The organism is Variovorax sp. DXTD-1 (assembly GCF_003984625.1).
Classification (GTDB): domain Bacteria; phylum Pseudomonadota; class Gammaproteobacteria; order Burkholderiales; family Burkholderiaceae_C; genus Variovorax.
Genome location: NZ_RWKH01000004.1, coordinates 12,267 through 30,479 on the forward strand (window position 1 = coordinate 12,267; position 18,213 = coordinate 30,479).

The following is an 18,213-nucleotide window of genomic DNA, read 5'->3' on the forward strand; positions in this document are numbered from 1 at the left end:
GCTTTTTATTCCGCCTTCACGCCCGCGGTGCGAATCACTTTCGCCCACTTGGCGGTCTCGGCGGTGATGAAAGCATCGAACTCCTCCGGCGTGCTGCCCGCCGGAATGGTGCCCATGGCGTCGAGCTTGGCGCGCGTCTCGTCGCTCTTGATGACGCGCGCCACCTCTTCCGACATGCGCTTGATGATGTCGCGCGGCGTGCCGGCCGGCGCCAGCATGCCGGCCCAGGTGCTGCCGGTGAAGCCGGCAAAGCCTTGTTCGATGAAGGTGGGCACATCGGGCGCGGCGGCCAGGCGCTTGTCTCCGGCCACGCCGATGAGCCGCACCTTCCCCGCCTTGGCCTGGTTGATAAGGCCCGTGGGCGCATCGAAGAACAGCTGGATCTGGCCGCCCATCAAATCCGTGAGCGCGGGCACCGCACCGCGGTATGGGATGTGGATCATGTAGGTCTGCGTGAGCGACTTCCACAGCTCGGTAGTCAGGTGCGCGGCCGATCCGTTGCCCGAAGAACCGAAGCTCACCTTGCCCGGGTTGGCACGCGCGTAGTCGATGAGTTCGCGCGCGGTCTTGAACGGCGCATCGACGTTGACCGCCGCCAGCAGCGGCGACACGCCCATCAACGAAACGCCGCTCAAGTCCTTTTTCGGGTCGTACGGCAGCTTGGGGTACAGCGTAGTGTTGGCCGCGTAGGCCGCAATGACAACGCCGAAGGTGGTGCCGTCGGGCGCGGCCTTGGCAATGGCATCGACGCCAATCAGGCTGTTGGCACCGGGCTTGTTGTCGACGAGCACCGGCTGGCCGAGCCGCAACTGCAGGCCCACCTGCACCAGCCGTGCCATCTGGTCGGTAAAGCCGCCCGGCGTGTACGGCACGATGATGCGGATCGGTTTGTTGGGCCAGGCGCCTTGGGCCAGCGTCGGCATCGGGATGGTTGCCGCTGCTGCGGCGGCAAGGGTGAATCGGCGGCGTGAAATCGGAGCCTGCTGCATGGGGGCGGCTTTCTCTGAAAAGAGTGAACGGCCCATTCTCGAAGGCGCTGCGCGCCCACAGCCTCAGGGTTTGCCCCGGCGATACGTTTTCAGAGCGGCAGCAGGTCCTGCGTGCGGCCGGTTGAAAGCCACGCCTCGAACTCATCCGACAGCCGCTGGGCCTCGCGCGTGGCCCTGCTCCAGGCGCCGATACGCGCCTGCGCGTCGTTCGCAAAACGGATGAAATCCTTGCGGTCGGGCAGCTTGCCGTTGGGGAGCGACCGCACCCAGTCGGCGTCCGGCGCAAGCACCACCATGCGGTCGAGGAAGCCCGTGGACTTGTGCCGCCAGCGCAGGCCCTTGTCGAGCCAGCCCGGCACCACGGCCTGCTGGAAATGCGGGTACAGCACGATGCCTTCGTCGGCCGGCTGGTAGTCCAGGTGCAGGTGATAGTCGGTGATGCCGCCGTCCCAATAGGCGCCGCGCGGCGCGCCCGGAATGTCGTGCACGGCGGCAAGCAGGAACGGAATCGAGCACGATGCCTGCAGCACCATGTTGAAGTTCTCTTCGCTGAGCGCGTGCTGCCGCGTTCGAAAGTCGTTGGTGCCGAAAGGCAGGGCCGCGCCGGGCGTGGAAAACACGCAGCGCTCCAGCCATGCGCCCAGGCTCTTGCGGTGCAGGCTGTTTGTGGCAAAGGCGCCCAGGTAGCCGAAAGGCGTGCGCGCCCTGCCCTCGCGCCCGAGGATGTGGCGGCCGCGAGAGGTCACCACATGGAGCTTGTAGCGCGAGTGGTTGAGCACCTCGCCGATGCGCCCGCCGTAGAAGTCGTGCAGGCTCTCGGCAAAGCGCGCGCTCAGCTGGTCGGGGCGGAGGCGCTTCTGTCCCGGCGGCACTTCGAACTGCTGGCGCACGTAGTCGTGCTCAAAGCGCTCGAAGGCCTTCTGCGGATCGGACAGGCAGGCCGTCGAAAGCCGCCATGCCCCAATCGATGCGCCCACCAGGTGCACCTGCTGGCTCGATTGCGTAAGCCAGCGCCCGAAGATGAAGCGGTCGAGCGGGCCGAGGATCAGCCCCTTGGGGCCGCCCGCGGCGCCGGGAATGGTGCGCACGTCCTGCGGGCGCAGGCCGTTCGCCTCGATGTGCTTGCGGGCCGCGGGGCCGGCATAGATGCGCAGTGCCTTCATCGTCATGCCGGCGGCATCAGCAAGAACCGTGCGGCACGGTTTACTTGCGCAGCCCCTGCAGCTTGGCAAACGCGCTGGCCATCTGGCCCGCGGGCTGCGGCGCGCTGTCGCGGCGCGAGCCCTGCTGCTGGCCGCGTCCCGCGCCTTCGAAGCGGTTGTCGCGCGGGCCGTCACGGCGGGCGGGGGCCGCGTCGAGCTTCATCGAGAGGCCGATGCGCTTGCGCGCCACGTCCACCTCCATCACTTTGACCTTGACGATGTCGCCGGTCTTCACCACTTCGCGCGCATCGTTCACGAACTTGTGGCTCAGTTGGCTCACGTGCACCAGGCCGTCCTGGTGCACGCCCAGGTCGATGAAGGCGCCGAACTGGGCCACGTTGCTCACGGTGCCTTCGAGGATCATGCCTTCCTTCAGGTCGGCAATGTCATCCACGCCGTCGTTGAAGCGCGCCACCTTGAAGTCGGGGCGCGGGTCGCGGCCCGGCTTTTCGAGTTCGCCGAGGATGTCCTTCACCGTGATGACGCCGAACTTCTCGTTGGCGAACAGCTCGGGCTTGAGCGTCTTGAGCATCTCGGCGCGGCCCATCAGTTCGGCGATCGGCTTGCCGGTCTTCACGATGATCTGTTCAACCACCGGGTAGGTCTCGGGGTGCACACCGGTAATGTCCAGCGGGTCGGCGCCGTCGCGAATCCGCAGAAAGCCCGCGCTCTGCTCGAACGCCTTGGGACCGAAGCCGGTCACGTCGAGCAGCTGCTTTCGCGTGGAGAACGCACCATTCGATTCGCGCCAGCGCACCACCGCCTTGGCCACACTGGCCGACAGGCCCGACACGCGGCTGAGCAGCGGCACGCTCGCGGTGTTGAGGTCCACGCCCACCGAGTTCACGCAGTCTTCGACCACCGCCTGCAGCGTGCGCGCCAGTTCGCTCTGGTTCACGTCGTGCTGGTACTGGCCCACGCCGATGCTCTTGGGGTCGATCTTCACGAGCTCGGCCAGCGGGTCTTGCAGGCGGCGCGCAATGCTGGCGGCGCCGCGCAGGCTCACGTCCACGTCGGGCATTTCCTGCGAGGCGAATTCGCTGGCCGAATACACCGACGCGCCGGCTTCGCTCACCACCACCTTGTCGACCTTCATCTCGGGTGCGCCGGCCTGTGCGGCCATCTTGGCAAGCAGCTTGATGAGGTCGGCGGCCAGCTTGTCGGTCTCGCGGCTCGCGGTGCCGTTGCCGATGGCGATCAGGTTCACGCCGTGCTTGGCGCAGAGCTTGCCGAGCGTGTGCAGCGAGCCCTCCCAGTCCTTGCGCGGCTCGTGCGGAAACACGGTGGCGGTTTCAACCAGCTTGCCGGTGGCGTCGACCACGGCCACCTTCACGCCGGTGCGAATGCCCGGGTCCAGGCCCATCACCACGCGCGGGCCGGCGGGAGCGGCCAGCAGCAGGTCGCGCAGGTTGTCGGCAAACACCTTGATGGCGACCTTCTCGGCGTCTTCGCGCAAGCGGGTGAACAGGTCGCGCTCGGTCGAAAGCGCGAGCTTCACGCGCCAGGTCCAGGCCACGCACTTGCGGATCAGGTCGTCAGCCGGGCGGCCTGCGTGGCTCCAGCCCAGGTGCAGCGCGATCCGGCCTTCGGCGATGCTGGGCTTGCCCGGCTCGGGCTCCACCGGCAGCACCAGCTTGGCGTCGAGGATGTCGAGCGCGCGGCCGCGAAACACGGCCAGCGCGCGGTGCGAAGGCACGCGGCCGATCGGCTCGTCGTAGTCGAAGTAGTCGCGAAACTTGGCGACGTCGGCGTTGTTCTCGTCCTTGCCTGCCATGAGGGTGGACTTGAGCAGGCCCTCGGCCCACAGCCATTCGCGCAGGCCCTGCACCAGCGCCGCATCTTCGGCCCAGCGCTCCGAAAGAATGTCGCGCACACCGTCGAGCACGGCCGGCACAGTCGAAAAATCGGGGCCCGGCTTGCCGTCGTCCAGCGTGGTGGCGGGCTGCAGGAAGGCCTTGGCCTCTACCGCGGGGTCAAGGGTCGGATCGGCCAGCAGCTTGTCCGCCAGCGGTTCGATGCCGAATTCGCGCGCAATCTGGCCCTTGGTGCGGCGCTTCTGCTTGAACGGCAGGTACAGGTCTTCGAGCTCCTGCTTGGTCGGCGCAAATTCGATGGCGGCGCGCAGCTCGGGCGTGAGCTTGCCCTGCTCGTCGATGCTCTTGATGACCGCGGCGCGGCGGTCTTCGAGCTCACGCAGGTAAGCCAGGCGCGCTTCGAGCTCGCGCAGCTGAATGTCGTCGAGGCCGTCGGTGACCTCCTTGCGGTAACGGGCAATGAACGGAACCGTGGCACCGCCATCGAGCAGTTCGATGGCCGCCTTCACCTGGTGCTCGCCTACCTTGATCTCGGCGGCGAGTTGGCGAATTATTTTTTGCATGTCGGAGAGGATCCCTGGAACTGGCGACGCCGCTCGGACGCCTTGCGAATAAAGCCGGGAAGTTTGCCATAGGGTGCGCGCCGTTCCTTGGACACCTGGCACCTTGCGACAACGCCTGCCCTAGTGGAAAACCACTATGGGTTGAATTGGTATGCCATGCAAAATGTGGTCGAACCACTTTGACCATCATGGCACTCAAGCTCATTCACCCTTCTTCCACGACGATGTCGAAAATCGGCCGACCTCCGATGGAAAAGCCGTATCAGCGACTGGCCGCCAATATCCATGAATTGGTCAAACAGGGTGAAATTCTGGTTGGCCAGAGGCTGCCATCCGAAAGAGCACTGGCGGAGCGCTTCGACGTCAGCCGCACTTCGGTGCGCGAGGCCATCATTGCGCTGGAGCTTCAGGGCGTGGTTGAGGTGCGCGGCGGCTCCGGCATTTACATCTGCCAGGCGCAGGACGCGCTGACGCGGCTGCCCATGGCCCAGGAGACCGGCGCAGGCCCCTTCGAGTTGCTGCGCGCGCGCTGCCTGATCGAGTCCGAAATCGCATCGCTTGCGGCCACCACGCGCAAGGACGCCGACCTGGACAAAATGTTCGGCGCGCTCGCCACCATGCGCGAGCAGATGCACGACAAGGAAGCCAACGAGGCGGCCGACCGCATGTACCACCTGCACGTTGCCGAATCCACCGGCAACAGCGTGCTGCTGCAGACGGTGACGAATCTCTGGGATCAAGCCAAGGGCCCGATCTGGACCCAGATCGAGCAGCACTTTCATTCGCCCGATCTGCGCCTGAAGTCGCAGAACGACCATCAGCGCATCTTCGCGGCGATCGTCACGGGCGACGCCGATGCCGCACGGCTGGCCATGCGGGCGCACCTGGAACGCGTCATCGGCGAATTCGCACAGAGCTGGCGCTAGGCGCCCTGCCCCGCGCGCGGTGGTCCCGGCGCGCTTCACCCTTTCAAAAAAACGGAGACACCAACCATGAAGCCCAACCTCGCCCATTGCCTTGGTGCATTGCTGCTTGCCGGCAGCTTCGGCGCTGCCCACGCGCAAGAGCCGCCCGCGCCCGGCACGAGCCCGCGCATCGATGCCATTCGCAAGGCCGGCGAACTGCGCGTCGGCGTGCTGCAGAACGCGCCCTGGCTGATCGAGAACACGACCGGCAACGGCGAACCGTGGAGCGGCCCGGCCTGGCTGCTGGCCAAGGAGTACGCCCGCGTGCTCGGCGTCAAGCTCAGCACGGTCCCCGTGTCGCACGAGACCAAGGTGCCCGTGCTGGCATCGAACCAGGTCGACATGACCATCAGCCCGCTGGGCGAAACGCCCGAGCGGCTGAAGGTGGTCGACTTCGTCATCTACTCCGCCACCAGCGTGTGCATGTTCGGCCGCGCCGACAACGCCAAGCTGGCAAAGGCAGCCTCGGTCGACGACCTCAACAGGCCCGACGTGACGATCGCCTACTTCACCGGCGGCGCCGAGGAAGGCTGGGTCAAGGAGCGCTTCCCCAAGGCCAAGCTGCGTGCCGTCGCCAGTTCCGGTGCCACGGCCCCGGTGGAAGAAATCATGGCGCGCCGCGCCGATGCGGCACCGATCAACAGCGTGCCGTGGGTCGGGCTGCAGCAGAAGGTGAAGGGCCTCGCGGTGCTGCCGAAGGAAAACAACTGCCAGGGCAGCACCGAGAAAGCCTCGCCGGTCGGCCTGGCCGTCGACAAGAACCAGCCCGCCTACCTCGAATGGCTGCGGCAGGTCGCCAAGGCCCGCAAGGCCCAGCTCGATGCCGACGAGGCCCGCGTCATCGGCGCACTGAAATAAACAAGTCACACATCAAGTCAACAGAAAAACCGGAGACCTTCATGCCACACATCCTCCGCACTTTCCTCGGCCGCAAGCTGGCCCGCGCAGCGCTCGCGGCCGCCTGGGCCGGCACCTGCCTCGGCGCCCTGGCCCAGACGCCGCCGCCGCCCGGCGCGAGCCCGCGCCTCGACGCCATCCGCAAGGCCGGCGTGCTGCGTGTGGGCGTGGTCAACAACCCGCCCTGGCTCGCGCAGAACACCGCGGGCGACGGCGAGCCGTGGTCCGGCCCGTCGTGGACGCTGGGCAAGGAGTTTGCCAAGCTGCTGGGCGTGAAGGTGGAGCCCGTGCCGGTGAGCCACGAGACCAAGGTGCCGGCGCTCACGGCCAACCAGATGGACATCATGATCGGACCGCTGAACGAGACCGCGGAGCGCGCCAAGATCATCGACTTCGTCACCTTCTCGAGCACCGGCGTGTGCATGTTCGGCCGCGCCGACAACCCGAAGTTCACCAGCGCGCGCACGCTGGAAGACTTCAACAAGCCCGAGATCACCATGGCGTATTTCTCAGGCGCGGGCGAGGAGCCGCTGGTGCGCCAGCAGTTCTCCAAGGCCAAGCTGCGCGGCGTGGCCAACTCCGGTTCGGTCGCGCCCATCGAAGAGGTGATGGCCGGCCGCTCCGACGTGGCGCCGCTCAACCGCATGCTGTGGCCCAACATCAGCAAGAAGGTCAAGGGCCTGGCCGTGTTCCCCAAGGAGAACGACTGCCAGGACAGCAAGATCTTCCAGATCCAGACCGGCATGGGCGTGGCGAAGGACCAGCAGGTGTACCTCGACTGGCTGCGCGCCGTGGCCCAGCGCATGCAGCCCGCGCTGAGCGAAGAAGAGCGCCGCATGACGCAGAACCTGAAGTAACGCCATGCTGAACTGCGAAATCCACGGCGCGCTCGACCTGCGCCTTGCCGAACGCCCGGCCGAACCATTGGCGCCCACCCAGGTGCGCGTGGCCGTCAAGGCGGTGGGCATCTGCGGCTCCGACCTGCACTACTACCGCCACGGCCGCGTCGGCGACTTCGTGATCCGCGCGCCGCTGACGCCGGGGCACGAGGCCTCGGGCCAGGTCATCGAAGTGGGCGCGCAGGTGAGCTCGGTGAAGCCGGGCGACCGCGTGGCCCTCAATCCCTCGCGCACCTGCGGCGTCTGCCGCTTCTGCCGCGCGGGCGCTTCCAACCACTGCGAGAACGTGCACTTCTTCGGCAGCGCCAGCCGCTGGCCCCACATGCAGGGCGCGATGCGCGAGCGGGTGGTGGTCGAAGCCACGCAGTGCCTGGCCGTGCCCGACACGCTGTCGTTCGAGCTGGCCGCCTTCGGCGAGCCGCTGGCCGTGGCGCTGCATGCGGTGCAGGAGGCCGGCTCACTGCTCGGCAAGACGGTGATGGTGGTGGGCGCGGGGCCAATCGGCGCGCTGATACTCATGGCCGCGAAGCTCGCGGGCGCAAGCCAGTTGATTGCAGTGGACATCGTGGACGAAACGCTCGCGGCCTGCACCCGTGTCGGCGCGACGCGCACCATCAACGCGGCCACGCAGCCCGATGCGCTGCAGGCGCTGGCCGCGGACAAGGGGCAGGTCGATGCGAGCTTCGAGGTCTCGGGCCACTATGACGGCCTGGCCAACTGCATCCGGTCGACGCGCCCGCGCGGCACCATCGTGCAGGTCGGCACGCTCGGCGGCAATAGCGAAGGCTGCCCGTTCAACCAGATCATGGTCAAGAGCCTGCACCTCGTCGGCAGCTTCCGCTTCGTCGACGAATACGCCTGGGCGGTGGACTACCTGAGCCGCGGCGTGCTGGATGTGTCGCCCCTGCTGACCGAGGCGGTGCCGGTGGCACGCGTGCACGAGGCCTTCGCGCTGGCGGCGGACCGGCACCGCGCGATGAAGGTGCTCGTCACGTTCTGACGGCAGGGGTCGCCCGATCCCGCCGCCCTTCCCTCTCTCGCGGAGCTTTCATGGAATTCGACTTTTCCCCGATTGCCGACAACTGGCGATTCTTCGCCAGCGGCCTGGGCGTCACGGTCGCGCTCAGCCTCATCAGCGCGGTCACCAGCATCCTCGCGGGGCTGGCGATCGCGCTGCTGCGGCTGTACGGCCCCGGCTGGCTGCGCCCGCTGCTCGTGTTCTACATCGACTCGATGCGTGCCATTCCGGTGCTGGTGGTGCTGGTGTGGATGTACTTCGCGTTCCCGCTGCTCGTGGGCTTCACCTTCGCGCCGTTCTGGGCCGCGGTGATCGCGCTGACGCTGCACATCGCAGCCTATGCGGCCGAGGTGATCCGCGCGGGCATCGAATCGATCCGGCCGGGCCAGACGCGTGCCGCATTGGCGCTGGGCATGTCGCGCGCGCAGCTGCTGCGCAAGGTGCTGCTGCCGCAGGCCACCATCCGCATGCTGCCGGCCTTCGGCTCGATCCTCACCATCGCCATCAAGGACACCGCCATTGCCACCGTGATTGCCGTGCCCGAGCTGATGCACCGCGCCGAAACCGTCGCAGGCCAGAGCTACCGGCCGGTGGAAGTGTTCACCGCGGTGATGGTGGCGTACTTCGTGATCCTGTTCCCGGTCACGCGCGGCATCGACAGGCTGTACCACCGGGTCGCGCACCTGGGACGTTCATGATGAAGAGGGCCATCCCATGACTTTCGACTGGTCCGTGATCTGGACGCACCGCCACGCCTTGCTCGAAGGCGCGGCGCTCACCGTGGGACTCACGGTGCTGACCATGCTGCTGGCCGTGCCGGGCGGCATCGTGCTGGCGCTGATGCGGCTGTCGTCCAACAAGCTGCTGCAGTCCGCCTCGCTCGCCTTCGTGGAGTTCTTCCGCAACCTGCCGCTGATCCTGGTGATCTACTGGGTCTTCTACGTGATGCCGATGGCGGTGGAGTTCCAGCTCTCGCCGCTCGTCACCGCGCTGGTGGCGCTGGTGCTCAACATCTCGGCCTACAACGCCGAGACCTTCCGCGCCGGCATCAACTCCATCCGCAAGGGGCAGCTGGAGGCGGCGCTCGCCATGGGCATGTCGCGCCGCCAGGCCATGTTCAAGGTGGTCATCCCGCAGGCGGGCCGCCGCATCCTGCCGGTGATCGCGAGCACCTGGGTCTCGCTCTTCAAGGACACCTCGCTGGTGTCGGTCATCGCGGTGAGTGAGCTGGCCTATTCGGCAATGCAGATCCGCGCGCAGACCTTCCGCGTGCTGGAAATGCTCACCGCCATGGCCGTCCTCTACTGGCTGATGGGCTACCCGCAAGCCAAGCTGGTGGACTGGATCCACCGCACATATGGAGTCAAGGAATGAACAACGACATCGCCCGCGCCCCTGCGCGCAAGAACGCCGACCAGCCGCCGGTGCTGGTCTACGAAGAGGTGCGCAAGCTCTATGGCGACTTCGTGGCGCTCAATGGCGTCTCGCTGCAGGTTCACAAGGGCGAGGTGATGTGCCTGATCGGCCCTTCCGGCTCGGGCAAGTCGACCCTGCTGCGCTGTACCAACGCGCTGGAAACCATCAACGGCGGGCGCGTGCTGATCGACGGCGTGCCGCTGCCCGTGCAGGAGTCGGCGGTGCGCAAGGTGCGACAGCGCATGGGCATGGTGTTCCAGAGCTTCGAGCTGTTTCCGCACAAGTCGGCGCTCGACAACGTGGCCATGGGCCCCATCACCGTGCTGGGCATGCGCGAGTCCGAGGCCAAGGCACGTGCCATGGCGCTGCTCGAGAAGGTCGGCCTGTCGGCCAAGGCGGGCAGCTTCCCGGCCAACCTCTCGGGCGGCCAGCAGCAGCGCGTGGCAATCGCCCGCGCCCTGGCCATGGAACCCGAAGTGATGCTGTTCGACGAGCCCACCTCCGCGCTCGACCCCGAAACCGTGGGCGAAGTGCTCAGCGTGATGCAGAAGCTCGCGCAGGAGGGCATGACCATGATCGTGGTCACGCATGAAATGGGTTTTGCGCGGCGCGTGGCCGACTGGGTGGTGGTGTTCGAGTCCGGCGCCATCATCGAACAGGGCCCACCGGCGCAGATCTTCGAACGCCCCATTGTGGAACGCACGCGCGACTTCCTCGGCCACCTCGGCTGGAACGGCTGACGAACGAACGCTGCCGCCGCATCCGCCATCTCTCTTGCTTCAACCATGAAAATCACCAACGCCCGCGTTATCGTCTGCAGCCCCGGCCGCAACTTCGTCACCCTCAAGATCGAAACCGACGAGGGCCTGACCGGCATCGGCGACGCCACGCTCAATGGGCGCGAACTCTCCGTGGCCGCCTACCTCACCGAGCACGTCATTCCCTGCCTGATCGGACGCGACGCGCACCAGATCGAGGACATCTGGCAGTACCTCTACAAGGGCGCCTACTGGCGCCGCGGCCCGGTCACCATGACCGCCATCGCCGCGGTCGACACGGCCCTGTGGGACATCAAGGCCAAGGCCGCCGGCCTGCCGCTGTACCAACTGCTGGGCGGCAAGAGCCGCACCGGCGTGATGGTCTACGGCCACGCCAACGGCAGCGACATCGAGCACACGGTGGACGAGGTGCTGCGCTATGCGGACGCCGGCTACAAGGCCATCCGCGCGCAAAGCGGCGTGCCGGGGCTGGAGAAGGTGTACGGCGTCGGCAAGGGCACGCTCTTCTACGAACCGGCCGACGCCGACCTGCCCTCCGAGCACGACTGGTCCACCGAGAAGTACCTGCGCCACACGCCCAAGCTGTTCGAGCGCATCCGCGAGAAGCTCGGCTTCGAGCACCATCTGCTGCACGACGTGCACCACCGCCTCACGCCCATCGAGGCGGGGCGCCTGGGCAAGTCGCTGGAGCCCTTCAACCTTTTCTGGATGGAGGACGCGACGCCGGCCGAGAACCAGGACGCCTTCCGCCTGATCCGCCAGCACACCACCACGCCGCTGGCGGTGGGCGAGATCTTCAACTCCATCTGGGACTGCAAGGAGCTCATCGAGAACCAGCTGATCGACTACGTGCGCGCCACCGTGGTCCATGCCGGCGGCATCACGCACCTGCGCCGCATTGCCGACCTGGCCTCGCTCTACCAGGTGCGCACCGGCTGCCACGGCGCCACCGATCTGTCGCCGGTGTGCATGGGCGCGGCGCTGCACTTCGACCTGTGGGTGCCGAACTTCGGCATCCAGGAATACATGCGCCACACCGAAGAAACCGACGCCGTGTTCCCGCACGCCTACACCTTCGACCAAGGCATGCTCTACCCGGGTGACGTGCCCGGCCATGGCGTGGAGATCGACGAGGCGCTGGCCGCGAAGTACCCCTACAAGCGCGCCTACCTGCCGGTGAACCGCCTGCAGCACGACGGCACGCTGTGGAACTGGTGAGCGCCATGACCAGGCTGAATGCCGAGACGCTGGCCGCGCTGCCGCCCGCGGTGGCGCGCCCCGCCTACGACCGCGCCGCGCTCGAGGCCGGCATCGTCCACCTGGGTGTCGGCGCATTCCAGCGCGGTCACCTGGCCGCCGTCAACGAAGCCGCGCTGCATGCGAGTGGCGACCTGCGCTGGGGCATTGCGGGCGTATCGCTGCGCAGCGCCGAGACACGCGATGCGCTCGCGCCGCAGGACAGCCTCTACACGCTCGCGCTGCGCGACGTGGACGAGGCCGGCAGGCCGCGCGCGTCGCTGCAGGTCATCGGCTGCCTGCTCGGCGTGCAGGTCGCCCCCGAGGACCCGGCGGCGGTGCTCGCGCGCATCGCCCATCCCGCGACCCGCATCGTGAGCCTCACCGTCACGGAAAAGGGCTATTGCCACGACCCGGCCACCGGTGCGCTGCGCGCCGACCATGCCGACGTGCTGCACGACCTCGCGCGCCCCGATGCGCCGCGCGGCACGCTCGGCTTCCTGGTCTCGGGCCTGCGCCTGCGGCAGCTGCGCGGGCTGGCGCCGGTGACCTTGCTGTCGCTCGACAACCTGCCGTCCAACGGCCACCTGCTGCGCGGCCTCGTATTGGACTTCGCGCAGCGCGTCGATCCGCAGCTGGCACGCTGGATTGCAGAGCACTGCAGCTTTCCCTGCTCGATGGTGGACCGCATCGTGCCGCGCACCACCGACGCCGACCGCGCGCAGGTCAAAGCCGCGCTCGGGCTGGAGGACGCCTGGCCGGTGGTCTGCGAGCGCTTTCTCGAATGGGTGGTGGAAGATGACTTCGCCGCCGGCCGCCCCGCCTGGGATGCGGGCGGCGCACGCTTCGTGCCCGACGCACGCCCCTTCGAGACACTCAAGCTGCGCATGGTCAACGGCGCTCATTCGGCGCTTGCGTACCTGGGCGCCATGGCAGGCCTCGACACGGTCGACCGCGCCGTCGCCACGCCCGCCCTGCACCGCTACCTCGATCGCCTGATGCGCGAGGAGATCGCATCCACGCTGCCGGCGCTGCCCGGGCTCGACCTCGATGCCTACCGCCGGCGCCTGCTCGAGCGCTTCGCCAACCCGGCGCTCGCGCACCGCACTGCGCAGATCGCGATGGACGGTTCGCAGAAGCTGCCGCAGCGCCTGCTGGGCACGGTGCGCGAGCGCCTGGCCGCGGGCGCTTCGATCGACCGCCTTGCACTGGCCGTCGCGGCCTGGCTGCACTATCTGCGCGGCATCGACGAACTGGGCCGCCGCCACGAGATCCAGGACCCGTTGGCCGATGCACTGGCCGAACGCTGCGCGGCGGCCGAGCGCGCTGCAGCCGTGGTCGAACCGGCACAAGCCGACGAAGCGCGCGTGGCCGTATTCGCGGCTTTCGCGCCGGTGTTCGGCAACGACCTGGCAAGCAGCCCGCGCTTCGTCTCGGCCGTGGCCACGCAGCTCCGTGCGCTGCGCGAGCTGGGCGTGCACAAGACGCTGGCCGCGCAGGCATAACGGGGCGGGCCACGGCCCGCGGTCACAATGCCGTGGCCATGCGCTTCTTCACCCGCTTCCTGCGCGCCCTTGCCGCGGCGCTGCTCGTGCCCATCCTGCTGTTCGAGGAATGGGGCTGGGAGCCGCTCGCCGCGCTGGCGCGCCGCTTGGCGCGGCTGCCGCTGTGGGCGCGGCTCGAAAACCGGCTGCGCGAACTGCCGCCGTGGGGCGCGCTGCTGGCCTTCCTGCTGCCGGTGCTCCTGTTGCTGCCGGTCAAGGTGCTCGCGCTCTTCCTGTTCGGCCGCGGCCATGCCGCAAGCGGCGTGACGGTGCTGGTCGCCGCCAAGCTGATCGGCACGGCCTTCGTCGCGCGCATCTTCCAGCTGGTCGAACCCGCGCTCATGCGCATCCCGCTGTTCGCACACTGGTATCCGCGCTGGAAAGGCTGGAAAAACCACGTGCTGGCGCTCGTTCGCGAGAGCCGCCCCTGGCGCGTGGTGCGGGCCCTCAACCGCCGGCTCGCACGGGGATGGCGGCGATTGCGCGAGGGGTGAGCCCTTATTTTTACCCGGGTATATTGTGTTTTTAGTTTTACCCGGATAATATATGGCACATGAACATGCCCCAGGAGACGAGGCGCGCCCTCGCCAGGAAATACAAGGAAACGGTCCGCCCCGCGGGCGTCTTCGTCATCCGCAATACGCTCAGCGGCCGCCTCTACATGGCCGGCAGTCTCGACGTGGAGGGAGCGATGAACCGCGCCCGCTTCGAACTCGGCCTGCGCTCGCACCGCAACAAGGCGCTGGTGCGCGACTGGGCCGCGCACGGCGCGGCGAACTTCAGCTTCGAGGTGGTCGACCGCATCAAGGAGCGCGACGACCCGGCCTTCGACCGCGCCGCGGAGCTCGAAAAACTTCTTGCGCTCTGGCGTGAGGAGCTTCAATGCCACGGCGACCGGAGCTACGACACGCCATGAGCATCGCTCCACTGGACTTGTTCCTCAACATCGGCCGTGCCCACGCCAGCCTGAACCTGAAGCTCCAGGAGGAACTGGGTGCTTTCCATGGCCTGGACTACGAAGACGTCACGCTGCTTCATCGGCTCCTGAGCGCCGAAGACGGCTGCGTGTCGGCGGCCGACCTTGCGCGATCCCTGGGGTTGTCGATCTCGGCGTGGCTCCGGAAAGCCTGTCGCAAATCAACGTTGCGCTCCTTGCGCTTTGCCACGACGACGCGCCCTTCGCCTGAGCCTTTCAACGGGTAGATTACGCACCCCGATGCGAGCGGTCCCGAAAGAATAATGAAATCCAACATGCCATCCGACACGCCCCCCATCAACCTGGTTGTTTTCGCCGGCTTCAAGCGCATCGCCCACGGAAGCGCCGCCGACGTGCTTGCGCATTTGCGCGAGCGCAAGGACGACTCACCCTATCTCGTGTTCAACGAACACACCGGTGAACAGCTCGACCTCGATGTTCACAACCGGGGCGGTGCCGGTGCGCCTGCCGCCAACGCCGAGACTCACGAGGAAACCCCGCGCGGCGTGGGCCGCCCGAAGCTCGGAGTGGTCGCACGCGAAGTCACCCTGCTGCCGCGCCATTGGGAATGGCTCAACCGCCAGCCCGGGGGCGCTTCGGTTGCATTGCGGCGGCTGGTCCAGGAAGCGAGCCGCGTCAATGCCGACCGCGACGCCGTGCGCGCATCGCGCGAAGCCGCCTACCGCTTCATGACCGCCATCGCTGGTGCCCTGCCCGGCTTCGAGGAAGCCACCCGCGCGCTGTTCGCCGGCGACCAAAACCGCTTCGAGGCGCTGATCGACTCCTGGCCCCCGGACTTGCGCATCCACCTTCATAAACTGTCTGCCGCCGCCTGGAGCACCACCGAATGAGAGCAACCTCCGAGAACGCAGCCGCTGCCCACAGCGGGCTGCGCGGTACGCCAACCGCACCCGTCGGAGCGCCACGTGCACTATGGAAGACCTTCCTGCTCTTCCTGGCGCCGATGCTGCTCAGCAACATCCTGCAGTCGCTGTCGGGCACCATCAACAACATCTACATCGGGCAGATGATCGGCGTCAGCGCGCTGGCGGCCGTTTCGAGCTTCTTCCCGGTGATGTTCTTCTTCATCGCTTTCGTCATCGGCCTGGGCGCCGGAGCCTCGGTGCTCATCGGCCAGGCCTGGGGCGCGCGCGACGTCGCCAAGGCCAAGGCCGTGGCGGGCACCACGCTGGCGGTCGGCATCCTGCTGGGACTCGCCGTGGCGGTGTTCGGCGGCGCCTTCACCACGCCGCTGCTGGCATTGCTCGGCACGCCGCCGGACGTGCTGGCCGACTCCACCAGCTACGCCCGCATCATGCTGATCGCCATGCCGGGCCTGTTCGTCTTTCTGCTGTCCACCGCCATGCTGCGCGGTGTGGGCGACACGGTCACGCCGCTGCTCACGCTGATCATTTCCACGGTTGTGGGTCTCATCGTCACCCCGGCGCTCATTCGCGGCTGGGGCGGACTGCCGCAGCTCGGCGTTGCGAGCGGCGCCTGGGCTACCGTGGTGGCCTTCGTGGTTGCCACGCTGTGGATGGCGTGGCGCCTGCGCAGCCGCGGCAGTCCGCTGGCGCCCGATGCAGAGCTGATTCGCCACCTGCGCATCGACCCCAAGCTGCTGAAGGCGGTGCTCAAGGTCGGGGTGCCCACGGGCGTGCAGATGATCGTTGTGGCGCTCGCTGAAATTGCCCTGCTCTCACTGGTGAACGGCTACGGCTCCAGCGCCACCGCGGCGTATGGCGCGGTGAACCAGGTGGTGGCGTATGTGCAGTTCCCGGCCATCTCGATCGCCATCACGGCCTCGATCCTCGGCGCCCAGGCCATCGGTGCGGGCCGCGCGGACCGGCTTGGCGCCATTGCCAAGACCGCGCTGCTGATGAACCTGGCGCTCACGGGCGGGTTGGTGCTGCTGGGCTACCTGTTCTCACGCCACCTCATGGGTTTTTTCATCACCAGCGCACCGGTGATCGAAATTGCGCAGACGCTGCTGCACATCATGCTGTGGAGCCTGGTGATCTTCGGCATGGCCGCAGCCATCTCGGGGATCATGCGGGCCAGCGGCTCGGTGCTGGTGCCCACGGCCATCTCGATCCTCTGCCTCATCGGCATCGAGGTGCCGGTGGCCTGGTTCATGAGCCACCGCATCGGACTCAACGGCATCTGGTATGCCTACCCCGTCACGTTCGGGGCGATGCTGCTGCTGCAGACGGCCTACTACCGGCTGGTGTGGCGCAAGAAGGCGATCCGGCGTCTGGTGTAGCCGGCGCGGCGCCATGAATCACCCGGCCGGCCCTCGGGAGGCCGGGGAGGCCTCTGCCGGTGCAGCTCCGCCGCGAATCATCAGCCACGCGCTCAAGGCGCTGAGCACCGCCAGCCCGGCGCTCAGCAGCATCACCCACCGAAAACCGGCAACGAACGATTCGGCCACGGCACGCTTCAAGGCCGCGGCGGTTGCCGCATCGACACCCGGCGGCAGCGCGGCGCCGGCCAGCTTGTCGCGCTCGCCTTCCAGGAATGCCGACACCTCCGCTGAGGCCCCCATGCCGCGCAGGCTCTCGGCCAGTGCGCTGTCGAAAGCCCAGGCCATGACCAGGCCGAACACCGCAATGGCCAGCACCGCAGCAGCGCGAGACACAGCGTTGTTGACGCCTGAAGCAACGCCGGCCTGCTCGGGACCGACCGCGTTCATCACCGTGGTGGTGAGCGGCGCCACGGTCACGGTCATGCCGAAACCCAGCACCACCACCGCCGGAAAGAAGCCGCTCCAATAGCTCGCGCCCACCCCGGGCACGGCGAACAACGCAAAGCCGACAGCGGCAATCGCGGGGCCGATGACCAGCGGCAGCCGCGGGCCGAAGCGGTCCACCAGTTGGCCTGCCCAGCCCGAAAGCGCGAACATGATGAAGATGAACGGCAGCAGCGCCGCGCCCGCCACGGTGGCGGAGTAGCCCTGCACCTGGATCAGGTTGAGCGGAAAGAAATACAGGCCGCCGCCGAGCGCGGCGTACAGCAGCAAGGTCAGCAGGTTGGCGCCGCTGAAGTTGCCGATGCGCAGCAGCGCCAGCGGCAGCATGGGGGTTTGCGCCTTGCGCTCCACGGCAATGAAGCCCGCGCTGGCCGCGATGCCGATGGCCATGGCGGCCACCACCGCGGGTGAATTCCAGTGCTGCGTGGGTGCCTCGATGAACGCATAGACGATGCCGCCCAGTCCGGCGGTTGCCAGCAGTGCGCCGAAAAAGTCGAGCCCACCGCTGGCCGACGAACCACGGCTTTCAGGCACATGCCGCCACACGATCCACAGCACCAGAAGCGCCATCGGCACGTTGATGAGAAAGGCCCAGGCCCACGAGAAATGGTCGACCAGAAAGCCGCCGAGCACCGGGCCCGCGGCCGCGGTAATGCCGCTGAAGCCCGACCAGACGCCGATGGCCTTGCCGCGTTCTTTTTCAGGAAACGCCGCGCTGATGAGCGCCAGGCTGCCGGGCACCAGCAAGGCCCCGCCGATGCCCTGCACGGCGCGGGCGGCAATCAGCTGCTGCACGTTGGCCGCAAGGCCGCAAGCCACCGATGCAACGGCGAAGATGCCGACGCCGACCGCGAAGATGCGGCGCCGCCCAAAATGGTCGCCGAGCGCGCCGCCCACCAGCAGCAGCGCGGCCAGCAGCAAGGCATACGACTCGACCACCCACTGCGCCTGGAATGCGGTCGCCCGCAGGTCGGCCTGGATGGCCGGCAGTGCCACGTTGACGACCGTGCCGTCGATGAAGGCCATGCTGGAGCCGATGACCGCGGCCGCCAGCACCCAGGGCTTGGAGGCATCGGGACACGTGGTCTCTTGTGCCTTGGCGCCATGCAGGATCAGCGCGTTCTCGCAGGGTGCCTTGCCGATCTGTGCCATGGCGTTCGCTCCTG

The 18,213-nt window shown here is 67.6% G+C and carries 18 protein-coding genes; 14 read left to right on the plus strand and 4 right to left on the minus strand.

The features are described from left to right. Positions 1 to 5: 5 nt before the first annotated feature. From EJI00_RS04775 to EJI00_RS04785, 3 genes are all read right to left on the minus strand, one after another. On the minus strand, positions 6 to 989 hold the full coding sequence (locus tag EJI00_RS04775) for a tripartite tricarboxylate transporter substrate binding protein (protein WP_126746331.1): 984 nt from the start codon (positions 987 to 989) through the stop codon (positions 6 to 8). Between the two features lie 89 nt (positions 990 to 1,078). Beyond that, positions 1,079 to 2,152, minus strand: a complete 1,074-nt coding sequence (locus EJI00_RS04780; RefSeq protein ID WP_126746528.1) for a phospholipase — start codon at positions 2,150 to 2,152, stop codon at positions 1,079 to 1,081. Between the two features lie 40 nt (positions 2,153 to 2,192). Further along, positions 2,193 to 4,568 carry a Tex family protein gene (locus tag EJI00_RS04785; protein WP_126746332.1) on the minus strand — a complete coding sequence of 792 codons (2,376 nt, stop codon included), beginning with the start codon at positions 4,566 to 4,568 and terminating at the stop codon, positions 2,193 to 2,195. A gap of 188 nt (positions 4,569 to 4,756) precedes the next feature. On the opposite strand from EJI00_RS04785, the gene EJI00_RS04790 reads away from it, so the two are divergent. The 14 genes from EJI00_RS04790 (at position 4,757) to EJI00_RS04855 (ending at position 16,561) form a co-directional block, all read left to right on the plus strand. Next, complete coding sequence (locus EJI00_RS04790) at positions 4,757 to 5,494, plus strand: FadR/GntR family transcriptional regulator (protein WP_126746333.1); 738 nt, start codon at positions 4,757 to 4,759, stop codon at positions 5,492 to 5,494. A 66-nt stretch (positions 5,495 to 5,560) separates the two neighbouring features. Next, positions 5,561 to 6,391, plus strand: a complete 831-nt coding sequence (locus EJI00_RS04795; RefSeq protein ID WP_126746334.1) for a substrate-binding periplasmic protein — start codon at positions 5,561 to 5,563, stop codon at positions 6,389 to 6,391. Between the two features lie 41 nt (positions 6,392 to 6,432). After that, positions 6,433 to 7,287, plus strand: a complete 855-nt coding sequence (locus EJI00_RS04800) for a substrate-binding periplasmic protein (protein WP_126746335.1) — start codon at positions 6,433 to 6,435, stop codon at positions 7,285 to 7,287. 4 nt (positions 7,288 to 7,291) lie between these two features. After that, positions 7,292 to 8,329 (plus strand): L-idonate 5-dehydrogenase, encoded by a 1,038-nt coding sequence (locus EJI00_RS04805; protein WP_126746336.1) that lies wholly within the window; start codon positions 7,292 to 7,294, stop codon positions 8,327 to 8,329. Positions 8,330 to 8,379: 50 nt separating this feature from the next. Next, on the plus strand, positions 8,380 to 9,045 hold the full coding sequence (locus EJI00_RS04810) for an amino acid ABC transporter permease (protein ID WP_126746337.1): 666 nt from the start codon (positions 8,380 to 8,382) through the stop codon (positions 9,043 to 9,045). Between the two features lie 16 nt (positions 9,046 to 9,061). Continuing rightward, the gene (locus EJI00_RS04815; protein WP_126746338.1) at positions 9,062 to 9,721 is read left to right on the plus strand and encodes an amino acid ABC transporter permease; all 660 of its coding nucleotides are present in this window, start codon (positions 9,062 to 9,064) and stop codon (positions 9,719 to 9,721) included. Beyond that, a complete protein-coding gene (locus EJI00_RS04820; protein ID WP_126746339.1) occupies positions 9,718 to 10,503 on the plus strand; it encodes an amino acid ABC transporter ATP-binding protein in 786 nt (261 codons plus the stop codon). The genes EJI00_RS04815 and EJI00_RS04820 overlap by 4 nt, the downstream gene beginning before the upstream one ends. Before the next feature lie 45 nt (positions 10,504 to 10,548). Then, the gene (gene manD / locus EJI00_RS04825) at positions 10,549 to 11,760 is read left to right on the plus strand and encodes a D-mannonate dehydratase ManD (protein ID WP_126746340.1); all 1,212 of its coding nucleotides are present in this window, start codon (positions 10,549 to 10,551) and stop codon (positions 11,758 to 11,760) included. 5 nt (positions 11,761 to 11,765) lie between these two features. Further along, positions 11,766 to 13,283, plus strand: a complete 1,518-nt coding sequence (locus EJI00_RS04830) for a mannitol dehydrogenase family protein (RefSeq protein WP_126746341.1) — start codon at positions 11,766 to 11,768, stop codon at positions 13,281 to 13,283. Positions 13,284 to 13,321: 38 nt separating this feature from the next. Continuing rightward, positions 13,322 to 13,816, plus strand: a complete 495-nt coding sequence (locus EJI00_RS04835; protein WP_126746342.1) for a hypothetical protein — start codon at positions 13,322 to 13,324, stop codon at positions 13,814 to 13,816. 59 nt (positions 13,817 to 13,875) lie between these two features. Then, positions 13,876 to 14,238, plus strand: coding sequence for a GIY-YIG nuclease family protein (locus EJI00_RS04840; protein ID WP_126746343.1), 363 nt, complete (start codon positions 13,876 to 13,878; stop codon positions 14,236 to 14,238). Beyond that, a complete protein-coding gene (locus EJI00_RS04845) occupies positions 14,235 to 14,525 on the plus strand; it encodes a hypothetical protein (protein WP_260590458.1) in 291 nt (96 codons plus the stop codon). Before EJI00_RS04840 ends, EJI00_RS04845 begins: the two co-directional genes overlap by 4 nt. 48 nt (positions 14,526 to 14,573) lie before the next feature. Further along, a complete protein-coding gene (locus EJI00_RS04850) occupies positions 14,574 to 15,149 on the plus strand; it encodes a DUF2239 family protein (protein WP_126746344.1) in 576 nt (191 codons plus the stop codon). Continuing rightward, complete coding sequence (locus tag EJI00_RS04855) at positions 15,146 to 16,561, plus strand: MATE family efflux transporter (RefSeq protein WP_126746345.1); 1,416 nt, start codon at positions 15,146 to 15,148, stop codon at positions 16,559 to 16,561. The genes EJI00_RS04850 and EJI00_RS04855 overlap by 4 nt, the downstream gene beginning before the upstream one ends. Positions 16,562 to 16,579: 18 nt before the next feature. Here the strand turns inward: EJI00_RS04855 and EJI00_RS04860 are convergent, their stop codons facing one another. Further along, positions 16,580 to 18,199, minus strand: coding sequence for an MFS transporter (locus tag EJI00_RS04860; RefSeq protein WP_126746346.1), 1,620 nt, complete (start codon positions 18,197 to 18,199; stop codon positions 16,580 to 16,582). Between the last annotated feature and the right edge of the window lie 14 nt (positions 18,200 to 18,213).